The following is a 14,740-nucleotide window of genomic DNA, read 5'->3' as shown; positions in this document are numbered from 1 at the left end:
CGACAAGAGGAGAAGGTGATGACTGAATTCAAGGCCTTGCTGGTCAGCGAAGGCGCCGATGGCGGTTTTCAACGCCAGGTGGTGGCGCGGCGGATCGAGGAGCTGCCCGCTGGCGAGCTGCTGATCCGCGTGCGCTATTCCTCGCTCAACTACAAGGACGCGCTGTCGGCCAGCGGCAACCGTGGCGTCACCAAAGCCTATCCGCACACGCCGGGCATCGACGCTGCCGGCGTGGTGGAGGCGTCCGCCGTCGCCGAGTTCGCCCCCGGCGACGAGGTGATAGTCACCGGTTACGACCTGGGCATGAATACCGCCGGCGGTTTCGGCCAGTACATTCGCGTGCCGGCGGCCTGGGCGATCAAGCGTCCGCAGGGCCTGTCCCTGCGCGAGGCGATGATCCTCGGCACCGCCGGCCTCACCGCCGCCCTGTGCGTGGACAAGCTGGAGCAGGCCGGCGTCACCCCCGAGGCCGGCACTGTGCTGGTGACCGGCGCCACCGGCGGGGTCGGCAGTATCGCCGTGGTGCTGTTGAAGGCGCTGGGCTACCGCGTCGCGGCCGCCACCGGCAAGGCCGAGCAGGGCGAATTCCTGCGTGGTCTCGGCGCCGACGAGATCGTCAGTCGCGAAGAGCTGCAGCAGGGCGTCGAGCGGCCGTTGCTCAAGGAGCGCTGGGCGGGAGCGGTGGACACCGTGGGCGGCGACATCCTGTTCAATGTGGTCAAGTCGCTGCGCCACAGCGGCAGCGTGGCCTGCTGCGGGCTGACCGCCGGTGTCGGCTTCCAGGCCAGCGTGCTGCCGTTCATCCTGCGCGGGGTCAACCTGCTTGGCGTGGATTCGGTGGAGCTGCCGCTGGTGGTCAAGGCGTCGATGTGGGACAAGCTGTCGCTGCAGTGGAAGCTCGATCTCTCGGCGTTGTGCCAGGAGGTCGCCTTGCCAGAGTTGCCGGCGGCCATCGAGCGGATACTCGCCGGCGGCATGGTCGGCCGCGTGCTGGTGCGGCTGGATTGAGCGAGAGGCCCGTCTACGACGGGCCTCTGCGTTTCACGCCCGGCTGACGTACATGGTGATTTGTGCGCGAAAAACCGGCTTGTCGCCGACATAGGCCAGCACCGGCACCTCGATGTCGCCGAGCTGGCTCCAGTCCAGCGCGCTGCCGTCGGCCACGGTGCGGATATCGCCATCGGCCTTGGCCAGGTACTCCACCGTCATGCCCTTGGGAATCCAGCGACAGCCGGCCGGGATCGAGGCGTCGGTCATGCTGCCGGCGGCCAACTCGGCGGCGTTGCACAGGGCGATGGCGTGCACCGTGCCGATATGGTTGAGCACCTCGCGACGCTTGGGGAAGGTCAGCTCGGCATAGCCGGGGCGCAGCTCGACCATCTGCGGGGCGATGCTGGCGAAGTAGGGGGCGACCTGGCCGATCAGTGCGCTGAATTGCGCCGGGCCGGCTTGCTGGAACATCTGCAACATCTGACTCATGACTGTCTCCTGCGGGTTTGCGATTGAAGATGATCGCGCGCCGGGGCAGTATACGAGCGTTAGAAAATAATTCTAGAAAAATATTCTAGTCATCGGGGAGTGGCATGGCCCGTCCATCGCGTAAAGACGAGATTCTTCAGGCCGCGCTGGCCTGTTTCACCGAACAGGGCGTCGACGCCACCACCATCGAGATGATCCGCGACCGTTCCGGCGCCAGCATCGGCAGCCTGTATCACCACTTCGGCAACAAGGAGCGCATCATCGGCGCCTTGTACCTGGCCGGCACCGCGCAGTACGCCGAGCGGCTCGAGCACGGCTTCGCCAAGGCAGGCAGCGCCGAGGCCTGCGTCAAGCTGCTGGTGACCAGCTATATCGATTGGGTGGTGGCCAATCCGGACTGGGCGCGCTTTATCCTGCACAGTCGCGGTCGGGTCGAGGCAGGGGAAATGGGCGAGGCGCTGCGCGAGGCCAATCGCCTGCACTTCGCGCGGATTCTCGCGGCACTGGCCGAGTACCGCCAGCAGGGGGTGTTCAGGGCCATGGCCGACAACTGCTTCGCCGCGGTGGTGATTGGCCCGAGCCAGGATCTGGCCCGCAACTGGTTGGCCGGCCGCAGCCAGAGCGAGTTGGGGGCGTGTCGCGAACTCCTGGCGCAGATCGCCTGGGAGTCGGTGCGGGCGAACCCCTAGGCGGGATCTTGCATCCGCGCCACACCAACGCAAAAGCCCCGCGAGTAGCGGGGCTTTTGCGTACAAGCGGCAGCGATCAGGCGCGGCGGCGGAACAGCGGTTGCGGCTGGTCGGCCGAGGCCTGGTAGACCTCGCTGTAGTCCTCGAAGGCCTTGAGCGCGTCGTACGGGTCCTTGTCCGCGCGCAGGGCGAAGGCATCGAAGCCGACGCGGCGCAGGGCGAACAGCTGGTCGCGCAGCACGTCGCCGATGGCGCGTACTTCGCCTGTGTAGCCGTAGCGAGTGCGCAGCAGGTAGGCGCTGGAGGAATGGCGGCCGTCGGTGAAGGCTGGGAAGTCCAGGGCGATCACCTGGAAATGGGCGAGATCGTCGGCGATTTCCTCGACCTCGTCGCCGGCTTCCAGCCACACGCCCAGGCCGCCGTCGCGGGCCTTCAGCGCATGGGCGTGCTCGCGCCACAGCGCCAGCGGGACGATGATGTCGTCGCAGTTGGGAATGGCGTCGAGGGTCACGTCCTTGGCCAGCAGGTGCCAGGTTTCGTCGATCACCTCGCCGTTTTTAATGATTCGCTGCATAGACGCGCTCCTTGAACGGGTCGATACCGATGCGGCGGTAGGTATCGAGGAAGCTTTCTTCTTCGGTGCGTTGCTCGACATAGACCTTGATGATCTTGTCGACCACATCCGCCATGTCGTCCTGAGCGAAGGACGGGCCGAGAATCTGCGCCAGGCTGGCATCACGGCCGGCGCTGCCGCCGAGGGACACCTGGTAGAACTCCTGGCCCTTCTTGTCCACGCCGAGGATGCCGATGTGGCCGACGTGGTGGTGGCCGCAGGCGTTCATGCAGCCGGAGATGTTCAGCTCGATGTCGCCGATGTCGAACAGGTAGTCGAGGTCGTCGAAACGGCGCTGGATGGCTTCGGCGATCGGGATCGACTTGGCGTTGGCCAGCGAGCAGAAGTCGCCGCCCGGGCAGCAGATGATGTCGGTCAGCAGGCCGACGTTCGGCGTGGCGAAGCCTTGCTCGCGCAGTTCGCCCCACAGGCTCAGCAGCTGACGCTGCTCGACGTCGGCGAGGATGATGTTCTGGTTATGGCTGTTGCGCACTTCGCCGAAGCTGTAGCGATCGGCCAGCTCGGCGATGGCATCGAGCTGCTTGTCGGTGACATCGCCCGGCGCCACGCCGGTGGGCTTGAGCGACAGGGTCACGGCGACGTAGCCGGGCTTCTTGTGGGCGAAGGTGTTGCGCTGGCGCCAGCGGGCGAAGCCCGGGTGCTCGGCGTCCTGCTGGGCGAGCAGGGCGTCTTCGTCGGCCAGGGCCAGGTAGGCCGGGTCGACGAAGTGGGCCGCGACGCGCGCCACTTCGGCTTCGGTCAGGGTGCTCGGGCCATCCTTGAGGTGCGCCCATTCGGCGTTCACCCGCTCGGCGAATACCTCGGGGGTCAGCGCCTTGACCAGAATCTTGATGCGCGCCTTGTACTTGTTGTCGCGACGGCCATAGCGGTTGTACACGCGCAGGATGGCGTCGAGATAACTGATCAGGTGCTGCCAGGGCAGGAATTCGTTGATAAAGCTGCCGACGATCGGAGTACGGCCCAGGCCGCCGCCGACGGAAACGCGGAAGCCTAGTTCGCCGGCTGCGTTCTTCACCGCTTCCAGGCCGATGTCGTGCACTTCGATGGCGGCGCGGTCGCCGACTGCACCGTTGACGGCGATCTTGAACTTGCGCGGCAGGTGGCTGAATTCGGGGTGAAAGGTCGACCACTGACGGATGATCTCGCACCAGGGGCGCGGATCGACGATCTCGTCCTTGGCCACGCCGGCGAACTGGTCGGTGGTGGTGTTGCGGATGCAGTTGCCGCTGGTCTGGATGGCGTGCATCTGCACGGTGGCCAGCTCGGCGAGAATCTCCGGCACGTCTTCCAGGTCCGGCCAGTTGAACTGCACGTTCTGCCGGGTGCTGATGTGCGCGTAACCCTTGTCGTAGTCGCGAGCGATCTTGGCCATCATGCGCACCTGGGCCGAGGACATCAGGCCGTAGGGCACGGCGATGCGCAGCATGGGCGCGAAACGCTGGATATACAGACCGTTCTGCAGGCGCAGCGGGCGGAATTCCTCGCCGCTCAGCTCTCCGGAGAGGTAGCGGCGGGTTTGATCGCGGAACTGCTTGACGCGATCCTCGACGATCTTCTGATCGTACTGGTCATATACGTACATGAAGGGTCCTGTTGTCAGGCTACTACTGCCAATCAGCGCGCACGGCCGCGCACTCCCCACGGAGCCGGGGCACGATACCAGCTCAGCTTTATGCGTAAAAGTGATGTTTGAGTATATAAACAGAACTTTGAGCAATAAGAGCGCGGCGGAACATAACCTGAGGGCTTGAGCCTCGGCTCGGGCTGGTCTTAACTGCAGGGCGTGTCACCCATAAGCACAAGAACGAGGGGGAGTCATGCACGAGCATAGCGAAATGGAAAACACCGACAGCCGCGTCGACGCCTGGGCCATCTTCAGTCTGATCCTGATTGCCGTGGCCACGGCGGTGTTCTGGGTCAGCGGTCAGTAGCGCCCGCGCCGGCATAACGGGCCGCCCCGCCACCGCGAGCGGCCTTTTTTGCCTTTATACCCTTATACTGCGCCCGGTTATTGGGGAGGGGCGTCGTGATCAGGTGGGTGCTGGGGCTGTTGGCCATGCTGGGCTGGTGCGTTGCCGAGGCGCAGGGGCGGCCGCTTTCCGTGGTGTTTCTCAACCCTGGGCATGCCGCCGAGCCGTTCTGGGCCGATTATTCGCACTATATGCAGGATGCCGCTGGCGATCTGGGCATCGACCTGCGGGTGATCTACGGCGAGCGCGATACCGCACGCATCCTGCGCAACGCCCATGAGGTTCTGGAGCGGGGCGAGCACCCCGACTACCTGATCTTCGTCAACGAGCAGTTCACCGGCCCGGAGATCCTGCGCCTGTTCGACGGTACCCAGGTGCGTCTGTTAGCCCTGCACAGCACCCTGACGCCGGAGCAGCAGGCGCTGGTCGGCGGCAGCCGCGAGCGCTATCGCCACTGGCTGGGCAGCCTGGTGCCCAACGACGAGGAGGCCGGTTACCTGATGGGGCGGGCGCTGATCGCCCTGGCCGGCGGTGAGCCGGCGCAGATGCTGGCGTTCACCGGCATCAAGCAAACGCCCTCGGCGACCCTGCGCATCGTCGGCCTGCAGCGGGCCTTGGCCGAGGCGCCGCATGTGCGCCTGCAGCAGGTGCTGTACGGCGAGTGGCGCCAGCAGCGCGCCTACGAGCAGGCGCTGGCCCTGTTGCCGCGCTATCCGCAGCTGAGCCTGGTGTGGTCGGCCAACGACGAGATGGCTTTCGGCGTGATGCAGGCGGCCGCCGAGCAGGGCCGGCAGTTGCGCTACGCGGCGCTGAACAATTCCGCGCGGGTGCTGCAGGCGCGCGTCGACGGGCGCATCGAGGTGTTGGCCAGCGGGCATTTCCTGCTCGGCGCTTGTGCCCTGGTGATGCTCCACGACCACGTCAAGGGGCTGGATTTCGCCGCGCGCGGCGGCAAGGATCAGGTGGCCAGCCTGCTGCGCCTGGTCGATGACGAAGCTGCCGGGCGTCTGATGCGGCGCCTCGAACAGGACGACATCGATCTGGACTTCCGCCAGTTCAGCGCCACTCGCCAGCCGCAGATGAGCCGTTACGCCTGCTCCATCGACAGCCTGCTGCGCTGATCAGCCGACCGCCAGGTGCAGCACCAGTTTCACCAGGGCCAGCAGCACCAGCACGAACAGGCCGGTGAACAGCAGCCCGAGGAGGATGAAGTGGCTGGGTTTGCCGCGGCTGAAGTCGCGGCTGCGATTCTTCCCGCTCTGCACCCCGAAGGCGGCGGCCAGCACGCTCTGCAGCATTTCCCAGAACGTCAGTGGCGGTGGCGGCGGTTGCTTGTCCGACTCTTTCATGGGCGTTCTCCCGATTTTCCTCCAGCATAGTCGCTGCGCCCGGTGAGGCCGAAACAGAGCGGTGCAACACTGTCGGACAACACCTTCGGCGGATTCGCCAACGGATGGCAAACGGCTATAGTCAAGCACTAGGGAGCCACCATAGGCAGGAGCGTTGTCCTTGATGCCCAGACCGTTACCCCGCGCGCTCGGCGAGGCACTCGGTTCGCTGGTTCGCCGCCATCTGCCGGATGCGCTGCGGCAACTGTGTCTGGCACTGGAACAGGCGCTGGCGGAGCAACGCCTGCGCGCCTTCTCCAACGAGGAGGCGCAGGCCTGCGAGCATTTCATGCGCCTGTGCCGCAACCAGCAGGGCCGCGCCATCGACAGCTGTCTGCAGCGCATCTGCAGCGGTCTGCTGGAGCGCCCGCTGCAGCCGCTGGCGCTGGACAGCCGCAGCGAGTGGAGCCTGGTGGACGACGAGGAAGTCGACGACATGCTGCTCGCCCGGCGCCTGGTGCGCACCCTGCGGGAAAGCCTGGGCGTACTGGAGTGGCGGGTGTGCGGCTGTTTCAACCAGCTGGCCGGCGAGCCACTGGCCGATGCGGACAACCCCTTGTCGTTCGAATTTCTCCTGCGTCAGTGGCAGGGCGAGTTGCGCCTGCGCAATCAGCCAGCCAGCGTGCGTGCGCTGTACCTGAGCGAGGCCGGACGACTGCTGCCGGTACTGCTGCAACCCTATATGCAGGCCCTGGCCGAACAGTTCGCCGCCCAGCGTATCGAGCCGCTCGGCGTCGAGCTGGCGCCGCCGCGCCCTCAGCTCGTGGCGCCGTCGCGCGCCGAGGCGAGGTCCGCCGCGTATCGGGCCATCCACCAACTGCGGCGCAGCAGCGCGGCGCCGCGCCAAGCCATGGCGGGCCAGGCGCCGAGCGGCCAGCCGGCGGAACTGCTGGGACGGCTGCGCGCCGAGCCGACACCAGCCGGCGGTTGGACGGCGCAGGCGCTGCTCGACCAGTTCCAGCAGCAGGACTGCTCGCTCAGCCTGCGCCAGCAGGAAGACACCCAGTTGGTGGGCGAGGTGTTCCAGCACCTGGGACAGGACGCCGGCCTGGCGCCGGCGTTGAAACCGGCCATCGAGCGCCTGCTGCTGCCGGTGCTGCAGGCCACGCTGAAGGAACCGGCGGCCATCGCCGACAGCAACCACCCGGTACGCGCCACCCTGGATCGCCTGCTGCGCCTGGGCGATCACTGCGAGCCGGCCAATCCGGTGCTGGAGGCCCGCTTGCAGGGCCTGATCGAGCGGATCGTCGACGGCTACGACGGCGACAGCCAGAGTTTCGCCGCCCATGACGCCGAGTTGGACGAGTTGCTCGCCCAGCAGCAGCGCAGCTACCAGCAGAACGCCGAACGGGTCAAACAGCTGCATCGCGGTCAGGACACCCTCAAGCAGGCGCAGCAGGAAGTCGCCGGCGCGCTGCGCGACCTGCACGGCGAGCGCGTGCCCAAGCTGCTGCTGGAGTGGCTGGACGTCGGCTGGCGCGACCTGCTGGTGCACGAGCTGATCCGTCTGGGCCGCCAGGATCTGACCTGGCGCCTGGACATGTCGCTCACCGGCATGCTCAGCAAACGCCTCAACGAGCGCGCGCAGGGGCCGTTCGCGGGCGATGGCGAGGCCTACGCCAAGGAGGTCGAGCACCAGTTGCAGATACTCAAGCGGCGCATGGAGGCCTTCGGCGCCGGCAGTTTCCAGTATGCCCCGGTGCTGGCTGGGCTGCGTCGGCAATTGCTCGGCGAGGAACCGGTGGCCATGGTCGCGCCGCCGAGCCCGGCGCTGGCCCGGCCGCCGTTGGCCGAGGAGCTGCAGCGCTGGGGCGAACGCCTGGAGCAGCTCAAGGAGGGCGCGCGCCTGCAGGACGCCAGCGGTCAGTTGCATCGCCTGGTGTGGAAGAACCCGGCGCTGGATCACTATGTGCTGGTCGACCGCCAGGGCCGCGAAAGCGGCAGCTACAACGAGCGCGAGCTGGTCGCCGAGCTGGCGGGCGGGCGGCTGCTGGTGGACGACGGCGCGCAGGAGTCCGACAGCCTGGTGCAGCGCACCCTGCAGGACATAGTCGGGCGTCTGTACCGCGAGATCGCCCATGCGCGCAGCCACGACGAGCTGACTGGCCTGCACAACCGTCGCGCCTTCGAGTCGTCCCTGGCGCAGAGTCTGGCCAGCCGCAGCCGCCATGCCTTCCTCATGTTGCATGTCGACCAGTTCGCCCTGATCAACACCCACGCCGGCCCGCAGGCCGGCGACGCCTGCCTGAAGCGGCTCTGCGAGCAACTGCAGCGCTGGCTGCCGCAGGCCAGCTGCCTGGCGCGGGTCGGCGGGGTGGATTTCGCCGCGGTGCTGCCGGGCTGCAACGAAGCCCAGGCGGCCGATCTGGCCGAGCAGCTGCGCCGCGAGGTGGAGAGCGAGGGTTTCACCTGGGAGACGCGCAAGCACGGCATCACCCTCAGCGTCGGGGTGGTCGAGGCGGCCGAGCGGCACGACGTCGCCAACCTGTTCTGCGACCTGCAGGCGGCCTGCAACGCGGCCAAGGAAGCCGGGCGCAACCGCGTGCACTGCTTCAGCATGGCCAGCGACGACGGCCGCATCGGCCTGCTGGCGATCGCCGCACGGGTCGACGACATAGTCGAGCGCGAAGACCTGTCGCTGCGCGTGCAGCAGATCGCGCCGACCGCCGAAGACGCCAGCGAGCTGCCGCACTACGAGCTGCTGCTGGTGATGCAGAACGAGCTGCTGCTGCAGGACTTCATCGCCGCCGCCGAACGCTACCACCGCATGAGCAAGGTGGATCGCTGGGTGCTGCGGCACATCTTCGCCGTGCTCGACCGCCACCCCAACCTGTGGCGGCGCTGCAGCGCGCTGTCGATCAACCTGTCCGGCAGCAGCCTGAACGACGACAAGCTGCTCGGCTTTATCGAGAGCCTGTTCGAACGCTACCGGGTCGACCCACGGCGCATCTGCTTCGAGCTGACCGAGACCGCCGCGGTAGCCAACTTGGCCAAGACCGCCGACCTGGTGCGCCATCTGCAGCGCGCCGGCTGCAGCTTCTCGATCGACGACTTCGGCGTCGGCTTCTCCAGTTACGACTACCTCAAGCGCCTGCCGGTGGACTACGTGAAGATCGACGGCAGCTTCGTCAAGGAGATCGAGCACTCGCCCAGCGACCTGGCCATGGTTCGCTCGATCAACGAGATCGCCCATGCCCTGGGGCGCCAGACCATCGCCGAGTACGTCGAGACCCCGGCCATCCGCGCGCACCTGTTGGAGATGGGGGTCGATTACGTGCAGGGTTTCGGCGTGCAGAAGCCGGTGCGCCTGGAGGACTGGCTCGGGGTGGCGGCGTTTTGACCGGTTCGCGGCGAATCGGGCAAGCTGCGCGGCGCCCCTGAAACGATGCCCGCCATGTTCGACGACGATTTCCCCGACGACGCCGCGCAGACCGCGCGCACCCGCGAGACCATCCTGCGCTACCACCTGAGCTGGAAGCAGCGCGATCTGGAGGCGGTGCTGGCGCTGTACCACCCGGACGTGGAGTACCACGACTTCTACCAGCAGCGCTGCATGCGCCTGGCCGAGCTGCGCGGCTATGTCGCAAGCAACCTGCCGCGCCACCCCGGCGAGGTGCTGGAGCATCTCGACCGCATCCGCATCGACGGCCACACCGCCTTCATCCAGTACCGCACCAGCCTGCAGGGCGGTGCGGGGTTGCTGTCGTTCCGCACCGGCGAGGCGATCACCGTGCGCGACGGGCTGATCTGGCGCATCAACGAATACGCCACCCTGGTGCGCGAGGCGAACCCTGCCGCCGAGCCCGCCAGTGCGCGCCCGGCGACCAGCCGCCTGGGCCTCTCGCCCCGCCAGCTTGGCCAGCTGGCGCAGGACCTGCAGGAGTATTTCCAGCGCAGCAAAGCCTTTCTCGATCCCGAGCTGAACCTGCAGCAGGTGGCGGCGGCCACCGGCTACAGCCGCAACCAGATCTCCCATCTGCTCAACCAGGTGCTCGGCGAGAGCTTCTACCGCTACGTCAGCCGCGCCCGCCTGCAGCACCTGCTCGACGGGGTAGAGGCGGGCAGCGACCTCAAGCGCATCGACGAGCTGGCCTTCGCCGCCGGCTTCAATTCGCTGTCGGCCTTCTACAGCTGCTTCAAGCGGCATACCGGGCTGTCGCCGAAGGCCTATCTCAAGCAGATTTCCGTGCGGGCCCGCACGCAAGACAGCTGCTGAACGCTGCCACTAGCCTTGCCGCAACGATCGACGAAGGAGGCGCGGATGAGTTCCTGGCGCAACATCAGTCTGTGGATGGATCGGCTCGACGATCCGCTGCAGGCGCGACCCAGCCTGCAGGCCGATCTGCAGGCGGACGTGGCGATCATCGGCGCCGGCTACACCGGGCTGTGGACCGCCTATTACCTCAAGCGCCAGGCGCCGCAGCTGCGCGTGGCGATAGTGGAGGCCGAGACCGCCGGTTTCGGCGCCTCCGGGCGCAACGGCGGCTGGTTGATGGGCAACCTGCTTGGCGAGGATCGCCTGCTGGCGGGCCTGCCTGCCGCCGAACGCAAAGCTGCCTTCGATCTGCTGCATGGCATTCCCGACGAAGTGGCGCAGGTGGTGGCCCGCGAAGGCATCGACTGCGATCTGCGCCAGGGCGGGCTGCTGTACTGCGCGGCGCGCTACCCCGAGCAGGAAGTACGCCTGCGCGAGTACCTCGGTGGGCTGCGCGCGCTCGGCCTGGGCGAGGACGACTACCGCTGGCTGGCGCCGAGCGAGCTGGCCGAGCAACTGCGCCTGGCCAACGCCTACGGCGCGCTGTACAGCCCGCACTGCGCCACCATCGATCCGGCCAAGCTGGTGCGCGGTCTGGCGCGCTGCGTCGAGGCGCTCGGCGTCCAGCTCTACGAACGCAGTGCGGTGCTCGACTGGCAACCCGGTCTGGTGCGCACCGCGCAAGGCAGCGTGCGTGCCGACTGGGTGGTGCCGGCCGTCGAGGGCTACGCCGCCGGCTTGCCGCCGCTGGGCCGGCATCAGTTGCCGGTGCAGAGCCTGATCATTGCCACCGAGCCGCTGCCGGCGGAGGTCTGGGCCGACATCGGCCTGCAGCGCGGCCAGGCCTTCAGCGAGTTCAGTCGCCAGGTCACCTACGGCCAGCGCAGTCGCGACGACCGCCTGGTATTCGGCGCGCGCGGCGGCTATCGCTTCGGCGGCCGCCTGCGCCGCGACTTCAACCTGACCGAGGACGAACGCAATCTGCGTCGCTACCTGCTGGGCGAGCTGTTCCCGCAGCTGCGCACGGTGCGTTTCAGTCACGCCTGGGGCGGCAATCTGGGCATGGCGCGGCGCTTCCAGCCGCATATGCTGCGCGACCCGAACCAGCGCATCGCCCTGGCCGGCGGCTACGGCGGCGAGGGCGTCGGCGCCAGCAACCTCGGCGGGCGCACCCTGGCCGACCTCATCCTCGGTCGCGACAGCGCACTGCTGCGCCAGCCCTGGGTACTGCCGGACAGCCCGATTTCCCGCCTACGGCGCTGGGAGCCCGAGCCGTGCCGCTGGCTCGGCTACAACGCCATCATCCGCAGCTTCGTCCACGAGGATCGGGTGCTGGCCAATCCGCACAGCCCGGCCTGGCGCCGGCGGTTGGCGCAGGCGGTGGCTGCACATATGGAAAGTCTGATGAGGTGAGCGCGTGGCGGTGCGCGTGGCGCCCCCTGCGCAGGGTGATGGTGTTCAGCGCACCCGGCGCAGCGGGATCAGCTCGCTGGCGCGGGCGCGCAGCTGGCCGCAGCCGCCGTCGATATCCTGGCCGGCCGAGTTGCGCACCTTGGTCAGCACGCCGCGGCTGTGCAGGTAGCGCACCATCTGCACGATGCGCTCGCCGTCCGGGCGCTGGTAGTCGTCGGCTTCCAGGCTGTTGTAAGGGATCAGGTTGAGCACGGCGAACTTGCCCTTGAACAGGCGCAGGATGTTGTCCATTTCCTCCTGGCTGTCGTTGATGCCCTTGAGCAGCGTCCACTGGTACTGGATGGGGTAGTCGATGCGGCGGGCGTAGGCCTCGCCCAGTTCCATCAACTGCTCGGGATCGATGCGCGGCGCCTTGGGCAGCAGGCGCTGACGCAGCTCGGCGTCGGTTGTGTGCAGCGACAGCGCCAGGGCAGGGCGCACCCGTTGCTGCGGCAGGCGCTCGAACACCCGCGGATCGCCCACCGTGGAGAACACCAGGTTCTTGTGGCCGATGCCGCCCTCGGTGCCGAGCAGGTCGATGGCCTCGAGCACGTTGTCGAGGTTGTGCGCCGGCTCGCCCATGCCCATGAACACCACCTTCTTCACCGGACGAAAGCGCCGGCCGAGGGCGACCTGGGCGACCATCTCGGCGCTGCTGAGCTGGCGCAGCAGGCCGCTCTTGCCGGTCATGCAGAACACGCAGCCCACCGCACAGCCGACCTGGCTGGAGATGCACAGGCCATCGCGCGGCAGCAGCACGCTTTCCACCATCTGCCGGTCGGCCAGCTCCACCAACAGGCGCGCCGAGCCGTCGGCGCCGGGATGCTCGGAGCGCAGCCGGGCCAGCTTATCGAGGTCGGCGGCAAGCGCCGGCAGGCCCTGGCGCACGGACAGCGGCAGGAAATTCTCGGTCTTCTGGTGCTTGGTGCCGGTGTCCAGCGCCTTGCCCTGCAGCCAGGCACGGGTGATCCGCCCGATGTGCTGGGGTTTGGCGCCGAGAGCGGCGAGGCGTTGGGTCAGGTCGGCGAGCTGCATGGGGCGCGGATGCTATCACCTGGGTGATTCGTCGGCCACGCGAAAGCGCAGCACGCCGATCAGTTGCCCGGCCTCGGTGAGCACCTGCACCTGCCAGCGGCCCTGCGCCTCGGCGGGGAAGTTCTGCTTGTGGCTCCAGGCGCGGTAGCCCTCGTTGCGCCCGCCCTGGATATCCAGGGCGATGCGGTCGACCTCGCGGCCGTCGTGGCGCCAGACGTGGTAGATGCGCTCGTTCAGACCGCGCGGCGCGTTGATCGCGGTGTAGGCGTAGAGCCCGCCGGCGCTCAGCTGGGCCGTGCCGATGCGTTCGATCGAGGGCCCCGGCGAGCGCTGCGCGCCGTCGAACTCGGCGGTCACCGCCACCTCGTTCAGCCAGAGCGTGGCCGGCGGCACCCAGGTGCGCGCCAGCCAGCCGCCGGCGCCGAGGATCAGCGGCAGCGCGGCCAGGGCCACGACGCGGCGCCAGCCGACGAAGCCGATCAACCCGGGCAGGCTGGGCAGCGTCAGCAACGTGGTCAGGACCAGGGCGACGCGGTAGCTCTGCGGGGTGCTGAGGTGAAAGATGATCGGCAGCGCGGTGAGCATCACCGCGAACAGGGCCAGGCTGTGGAACATCAGCAACAGCCAGCGTCGGGCCGCCAGCCAGCGGTAGTAGAGCGGATCGGTAATGGATATCAGCGCGGCGGCGGCGAGCAGGCCGCTGAACAGCAGCTGGCCGCTGTTCCAGGTGGTGGTGATGAAGAAGAACGGCAGGACGAAGAACAGACTTTCCTGGTGGATCATCTGCGTCGCGTAGCGCAGCAGCGGGATCGGCAGCTCGAAGCCGAAACGCCGGGCGATGTGCTCGCGCAGCAGGTTCTCCAGCATCAGCCACAACCAGCTGGCCAGCAACACCACGCCGAGCACCTTGGCCAGATTGGCCTGGCGCTCGACCAGCAGGAAGCTGGCCAGCCCCGAGCAGAAACCGAAGGCGGCGACCAGGCCGGGGTAGCGGCGGACCCAGGCGAGCAGGGTGGGGAGGCGGTCAGTCAGGATTTTCATGGCGGCGCTGTACGACGGCGTGGCCGCGCATGCTAGGGCTCGCTCCCCGGGGTGTCCAGCCCGCGCCGGGACTGTGCCGCGCTAAAGGGCGTTGCCGCGGGGCACCAGCGCTACGGCAACACCTGTCGATTCAGCCGGCGGCGATCACTGCGCCTCGACGCTGACGGCCACCGCCGAGGTCATGCGCAGCACCAGCTCGCGGCCCAGGTACTCGGGTTTCATCTCGACATCGGGGCGCACCTTGACGGTACGCTGGCTGCCGTCGGCGAACTGCAACGTGGCGGTCCGCTGGGTGCTGTCCATGGCCTTGATCACCGCGGTGAGTTCCAGGGTCTCGGCCATCAGCAGGCCCGGCTTGCCGCCTTCCGGCGCAGTCGCCAGGATGCCGGCGGCGCCGTCTTCGCTGCTATCGCCCGGTTCGCGCAGCTGGACGATGCGTTCCAGGCCGATCATCGCGCGCACCCGGTCGCCGACCTTGAGCTGCTCGAAGTTGCGCATCTGCGGCGGCGCCTGCAGGGTGCGGCTGTGCCCCTGCGCGTCGGTGAGGGTAAAGCTGCGCGTGGTGGTATCGATGGCGCTGACCTCGGCGAGCACCTCCTCGGTTTCCAGCACCGCGCCGCCGGGCTGACCCGGTTCGAAGGACTCGCTGCGGTCATGCGCGCCGCCGAGCTGCTCGTCGGCCTGGCTGTAATCGACGTGCAGCAGGCCGGCGACGAGAACGGGGGCAAGGACACTGGATATCTTCATGGGCTGACTCCTGCGATGCGTTTGCCGAGATGGCTTGCCGCGCGGCTCTG

13 protein-coding genes are annotated in these 14,740 nt (G+C 67.8%); 6 read left to right on the top strand and 7 right to left on the bottom strand.

The window, feature by feature from the left end; all coding sequences use genetic code 11:
• Nucleotides 1-18 precede the first annotated feature (18 nt).
• A complete protein-coding gene (locus ACIGKL_RS00690; RefSeq protein WP_397484824.1) occupies nucleotides 19-1,008 on the top strand; it encodes a YhdH/YhfP family quinone oxidoreductase in 990 nt (329 codons plus the stop codon).
• 33 nt (nucleotides 1,009-1,041) lie between these two features.
• Here ACIGKL_RS00690 and ACIGKL_RS00685 read toward each other — a convergent pair whose 3' ends face one another.
• Nucleotides 1,042-1,479: a hotdog fold domain-containing protein gene (locus ACIGKL_RS00685; RefSeq protein ID WP_397484823.1), complete on the bottom strand. Its 438-nt coding sequence runs from the start codon at nucleotides 1,477-1,479 to the stop codon at nucleotides 1,042-1,044.
• Nucleotides 1,480-1,583: 104 nt separating this feature from the next.
• Between ACIGKL_RS00685 and ACIGKL_RS00680 the strand changes: the two genes are divergently transcribed.
• Nucleotides 1,584-2,168: a TetR/AcrR family transcriptional regulator gene (locus ACIGKL_RS00680; RefSeq protein WP_397484822.1), complete on the top strand. Its 585-nt coding sequence runs from the start codon at nucleotides 1,584-1,586 to the stop codon at nucleotides 2,166-2,168.
• Nucleotides 2,169-2,244: 76 nt separating this feature from the next.
• Here ACIGKL_RS00680 and ACIGKL_RS00675 read toward each other — a convergent pair whose 3' ends face one another.
• Together ACIGKL_RS00675 and ACIGKL_RS00670 are read right to left on the bottom strand one after the other, a co-directional pair.
• Nucleotides 2,245-2,742, bottom strand: coding sequence for a DUF934 domain-containing protein (locus tag ACIGKL_RS00675; protein ID WP_397484821.1), 498 nt, complete (start codon nucleotides 2,740-2,742; stop codon nucleotides 2,245-2,247).
• Nucleotides 2,726-4,384 carry a nitrite/sulfite reductase gene (locus ACIGKL_RS00670; RefSeq protein ID WP_397484820.1) on the bottom strand — a complete coding sequence of 553 codons (1,659 nt, stop codon included), beginning with the start codon at nucleotides 4,382-4,384 and terminating at the stop codon, nucleotides 2,726-2,728. Before ACIGKL_RS00670 ends, ACIGKL_RS00675 begins: the two co-directional genes overlap by 17 nt.
• A 474-nt stretch (nucleotides 4,385-4,858) precedes the next feature.
• Between ACIGKL_RS00670 and ACIGKL_RS00665 the strand changes: the two genes are divergently transcribed.
• Nucleotides 4,859-5,893: an ABC transporter substrate-binding protein gene (locus ACIGKL_RS00665; RefSeq protein WP_397486225.1), complete on the top strand. Its 1,035-nt coding sequence runs from the start codon at nucleotides 4,859-4,861 to the stop codon at nucleotides 5,891-5,893.
• On the opposite strand, the gene ACIGKL_RS00660 is transcribed toward ACIGKL_RS00665, so the two are convergent.
• Nucleotides 5,894-6,121, bottom strand: coding sequence for a DUF2970 domain-containing protein (locus ACIGKL_RS00660; RefSeq protein WP_397484819.1), 228 nt, complete (start codon nucleotides 6,119-6,121; stop codon nucleotides 5,894-5,896).
• Nucleotides 6,122-6,284: 163 nt separating this feature from the next.
• Between ACIGKL_RS00660 and ACIGKL_RS00655 the strand changes: the two genes are divergently transcribed.
• Genes ACIGKL_RS00655 through ACIGKL_RS00645 form a run of 3 tightly spaced genes read left to right on the top strand, consistent with a single transcriptional unit; the run spans nucleotide 6,285 to nucleotide 11,828 of the window.
• Entirely contained in the window at nucleotides 6,285-9,500 is a 3,216-nt protein-coding gene (locus ACIGKL_RS00655) for a DUF1631 family protein (protein ID WP_397484818.1), read from the top strand.
• A gap of 54 nt (nucleotides 9,501-9,554) precedes the next feature.
• Entirely contained in the window at nucleotides 9,555-10,376 is an 822-nt protein-coding gene (locus ACIGKL_RS00650; RefSeq protein WP_397484817.1) for a helix-turn-helix domain-containing protein, read from the top strand.
• A 45-nt stretch (nucleotides 10,377-10,421) separates the two neighbouring features.
• The gene (locus ACIGKL_RS00645) at nucleotides 10,422-11,828 is read left to right on the top strand and encodes an NAD(P)/FAD-dependent oxidoreductase (protein WP_397484816.1); all 1,407 of its coding nucleotides are present in this window, start codon (nucleotides 10,422-10,424) and stop codon (nucleotides 11,826-11,828) included.
• A gap of 45 nt (nucleotides 11,829-11,873) precedes the next feature.
• Here the strand turns inward: ACIGKL_RS00645 and ACIGKL_RS00640 are convergent, their stop codons facing one another.
• The 3 genes from ACIGKL_RS00640 to ACIGKL_RS00630 form a co-directional block, all read right to left on the bottom strand.
• Nucleotides 11,874-12,902, bottom strand: coding sequence for an RNA methyltransferase (locus ACIGKL_RS00640; protein WP_397484815.1), 1,029 nt, complete (start codon nucleotides 12,900-12,902; stop codon nucleotides 11,874-11,876).
• Nucleotides 12,903-12,917: 15 nt separating this feature from the next.
• Nucleotides 12,918-13,943 carry a DUF5924 family protein gene (locus tag ACIGKL_RS00635; RefSeq protein WP_397484814.1) on the bottom strand — a complete coding sequence of 342 codons (1,026 nt, stop codon included), beginning with the start codon at nucleotides 13,941-13,943 and terminating at the stop codon, nucleotides 12,918-12,920.
• 144 nt (nucleotides 13,944-14,087) lie between these two features.
• Complete coding sequence (locus ACIGKL_RS00630) at nucleotides 14,088-14,690, bottom strand: hypothetical protein (protein ID WP_397484813.1); 603 nt, start codon at nucleotides 14,688-14,690, stop codon at nucleotides 14,088-14,090.
• Nucleotides 14,691-14,740 lie beyond the last annotated feature (50 nt).

The organism is Pseudomonas sp. NPDC077186 (genome assembly GCF_044543505.1).
GTDB lineage: Bacteria > Pseudomonadota > Gammaproteobacteria > Pseudomonadales > Pseudomonadaceae > Aquipseudomonas.
Note: the sequence above shows the minus strand (reverse complement) of the source record. Positions and strands in the feature narration are given on the sequence as shown.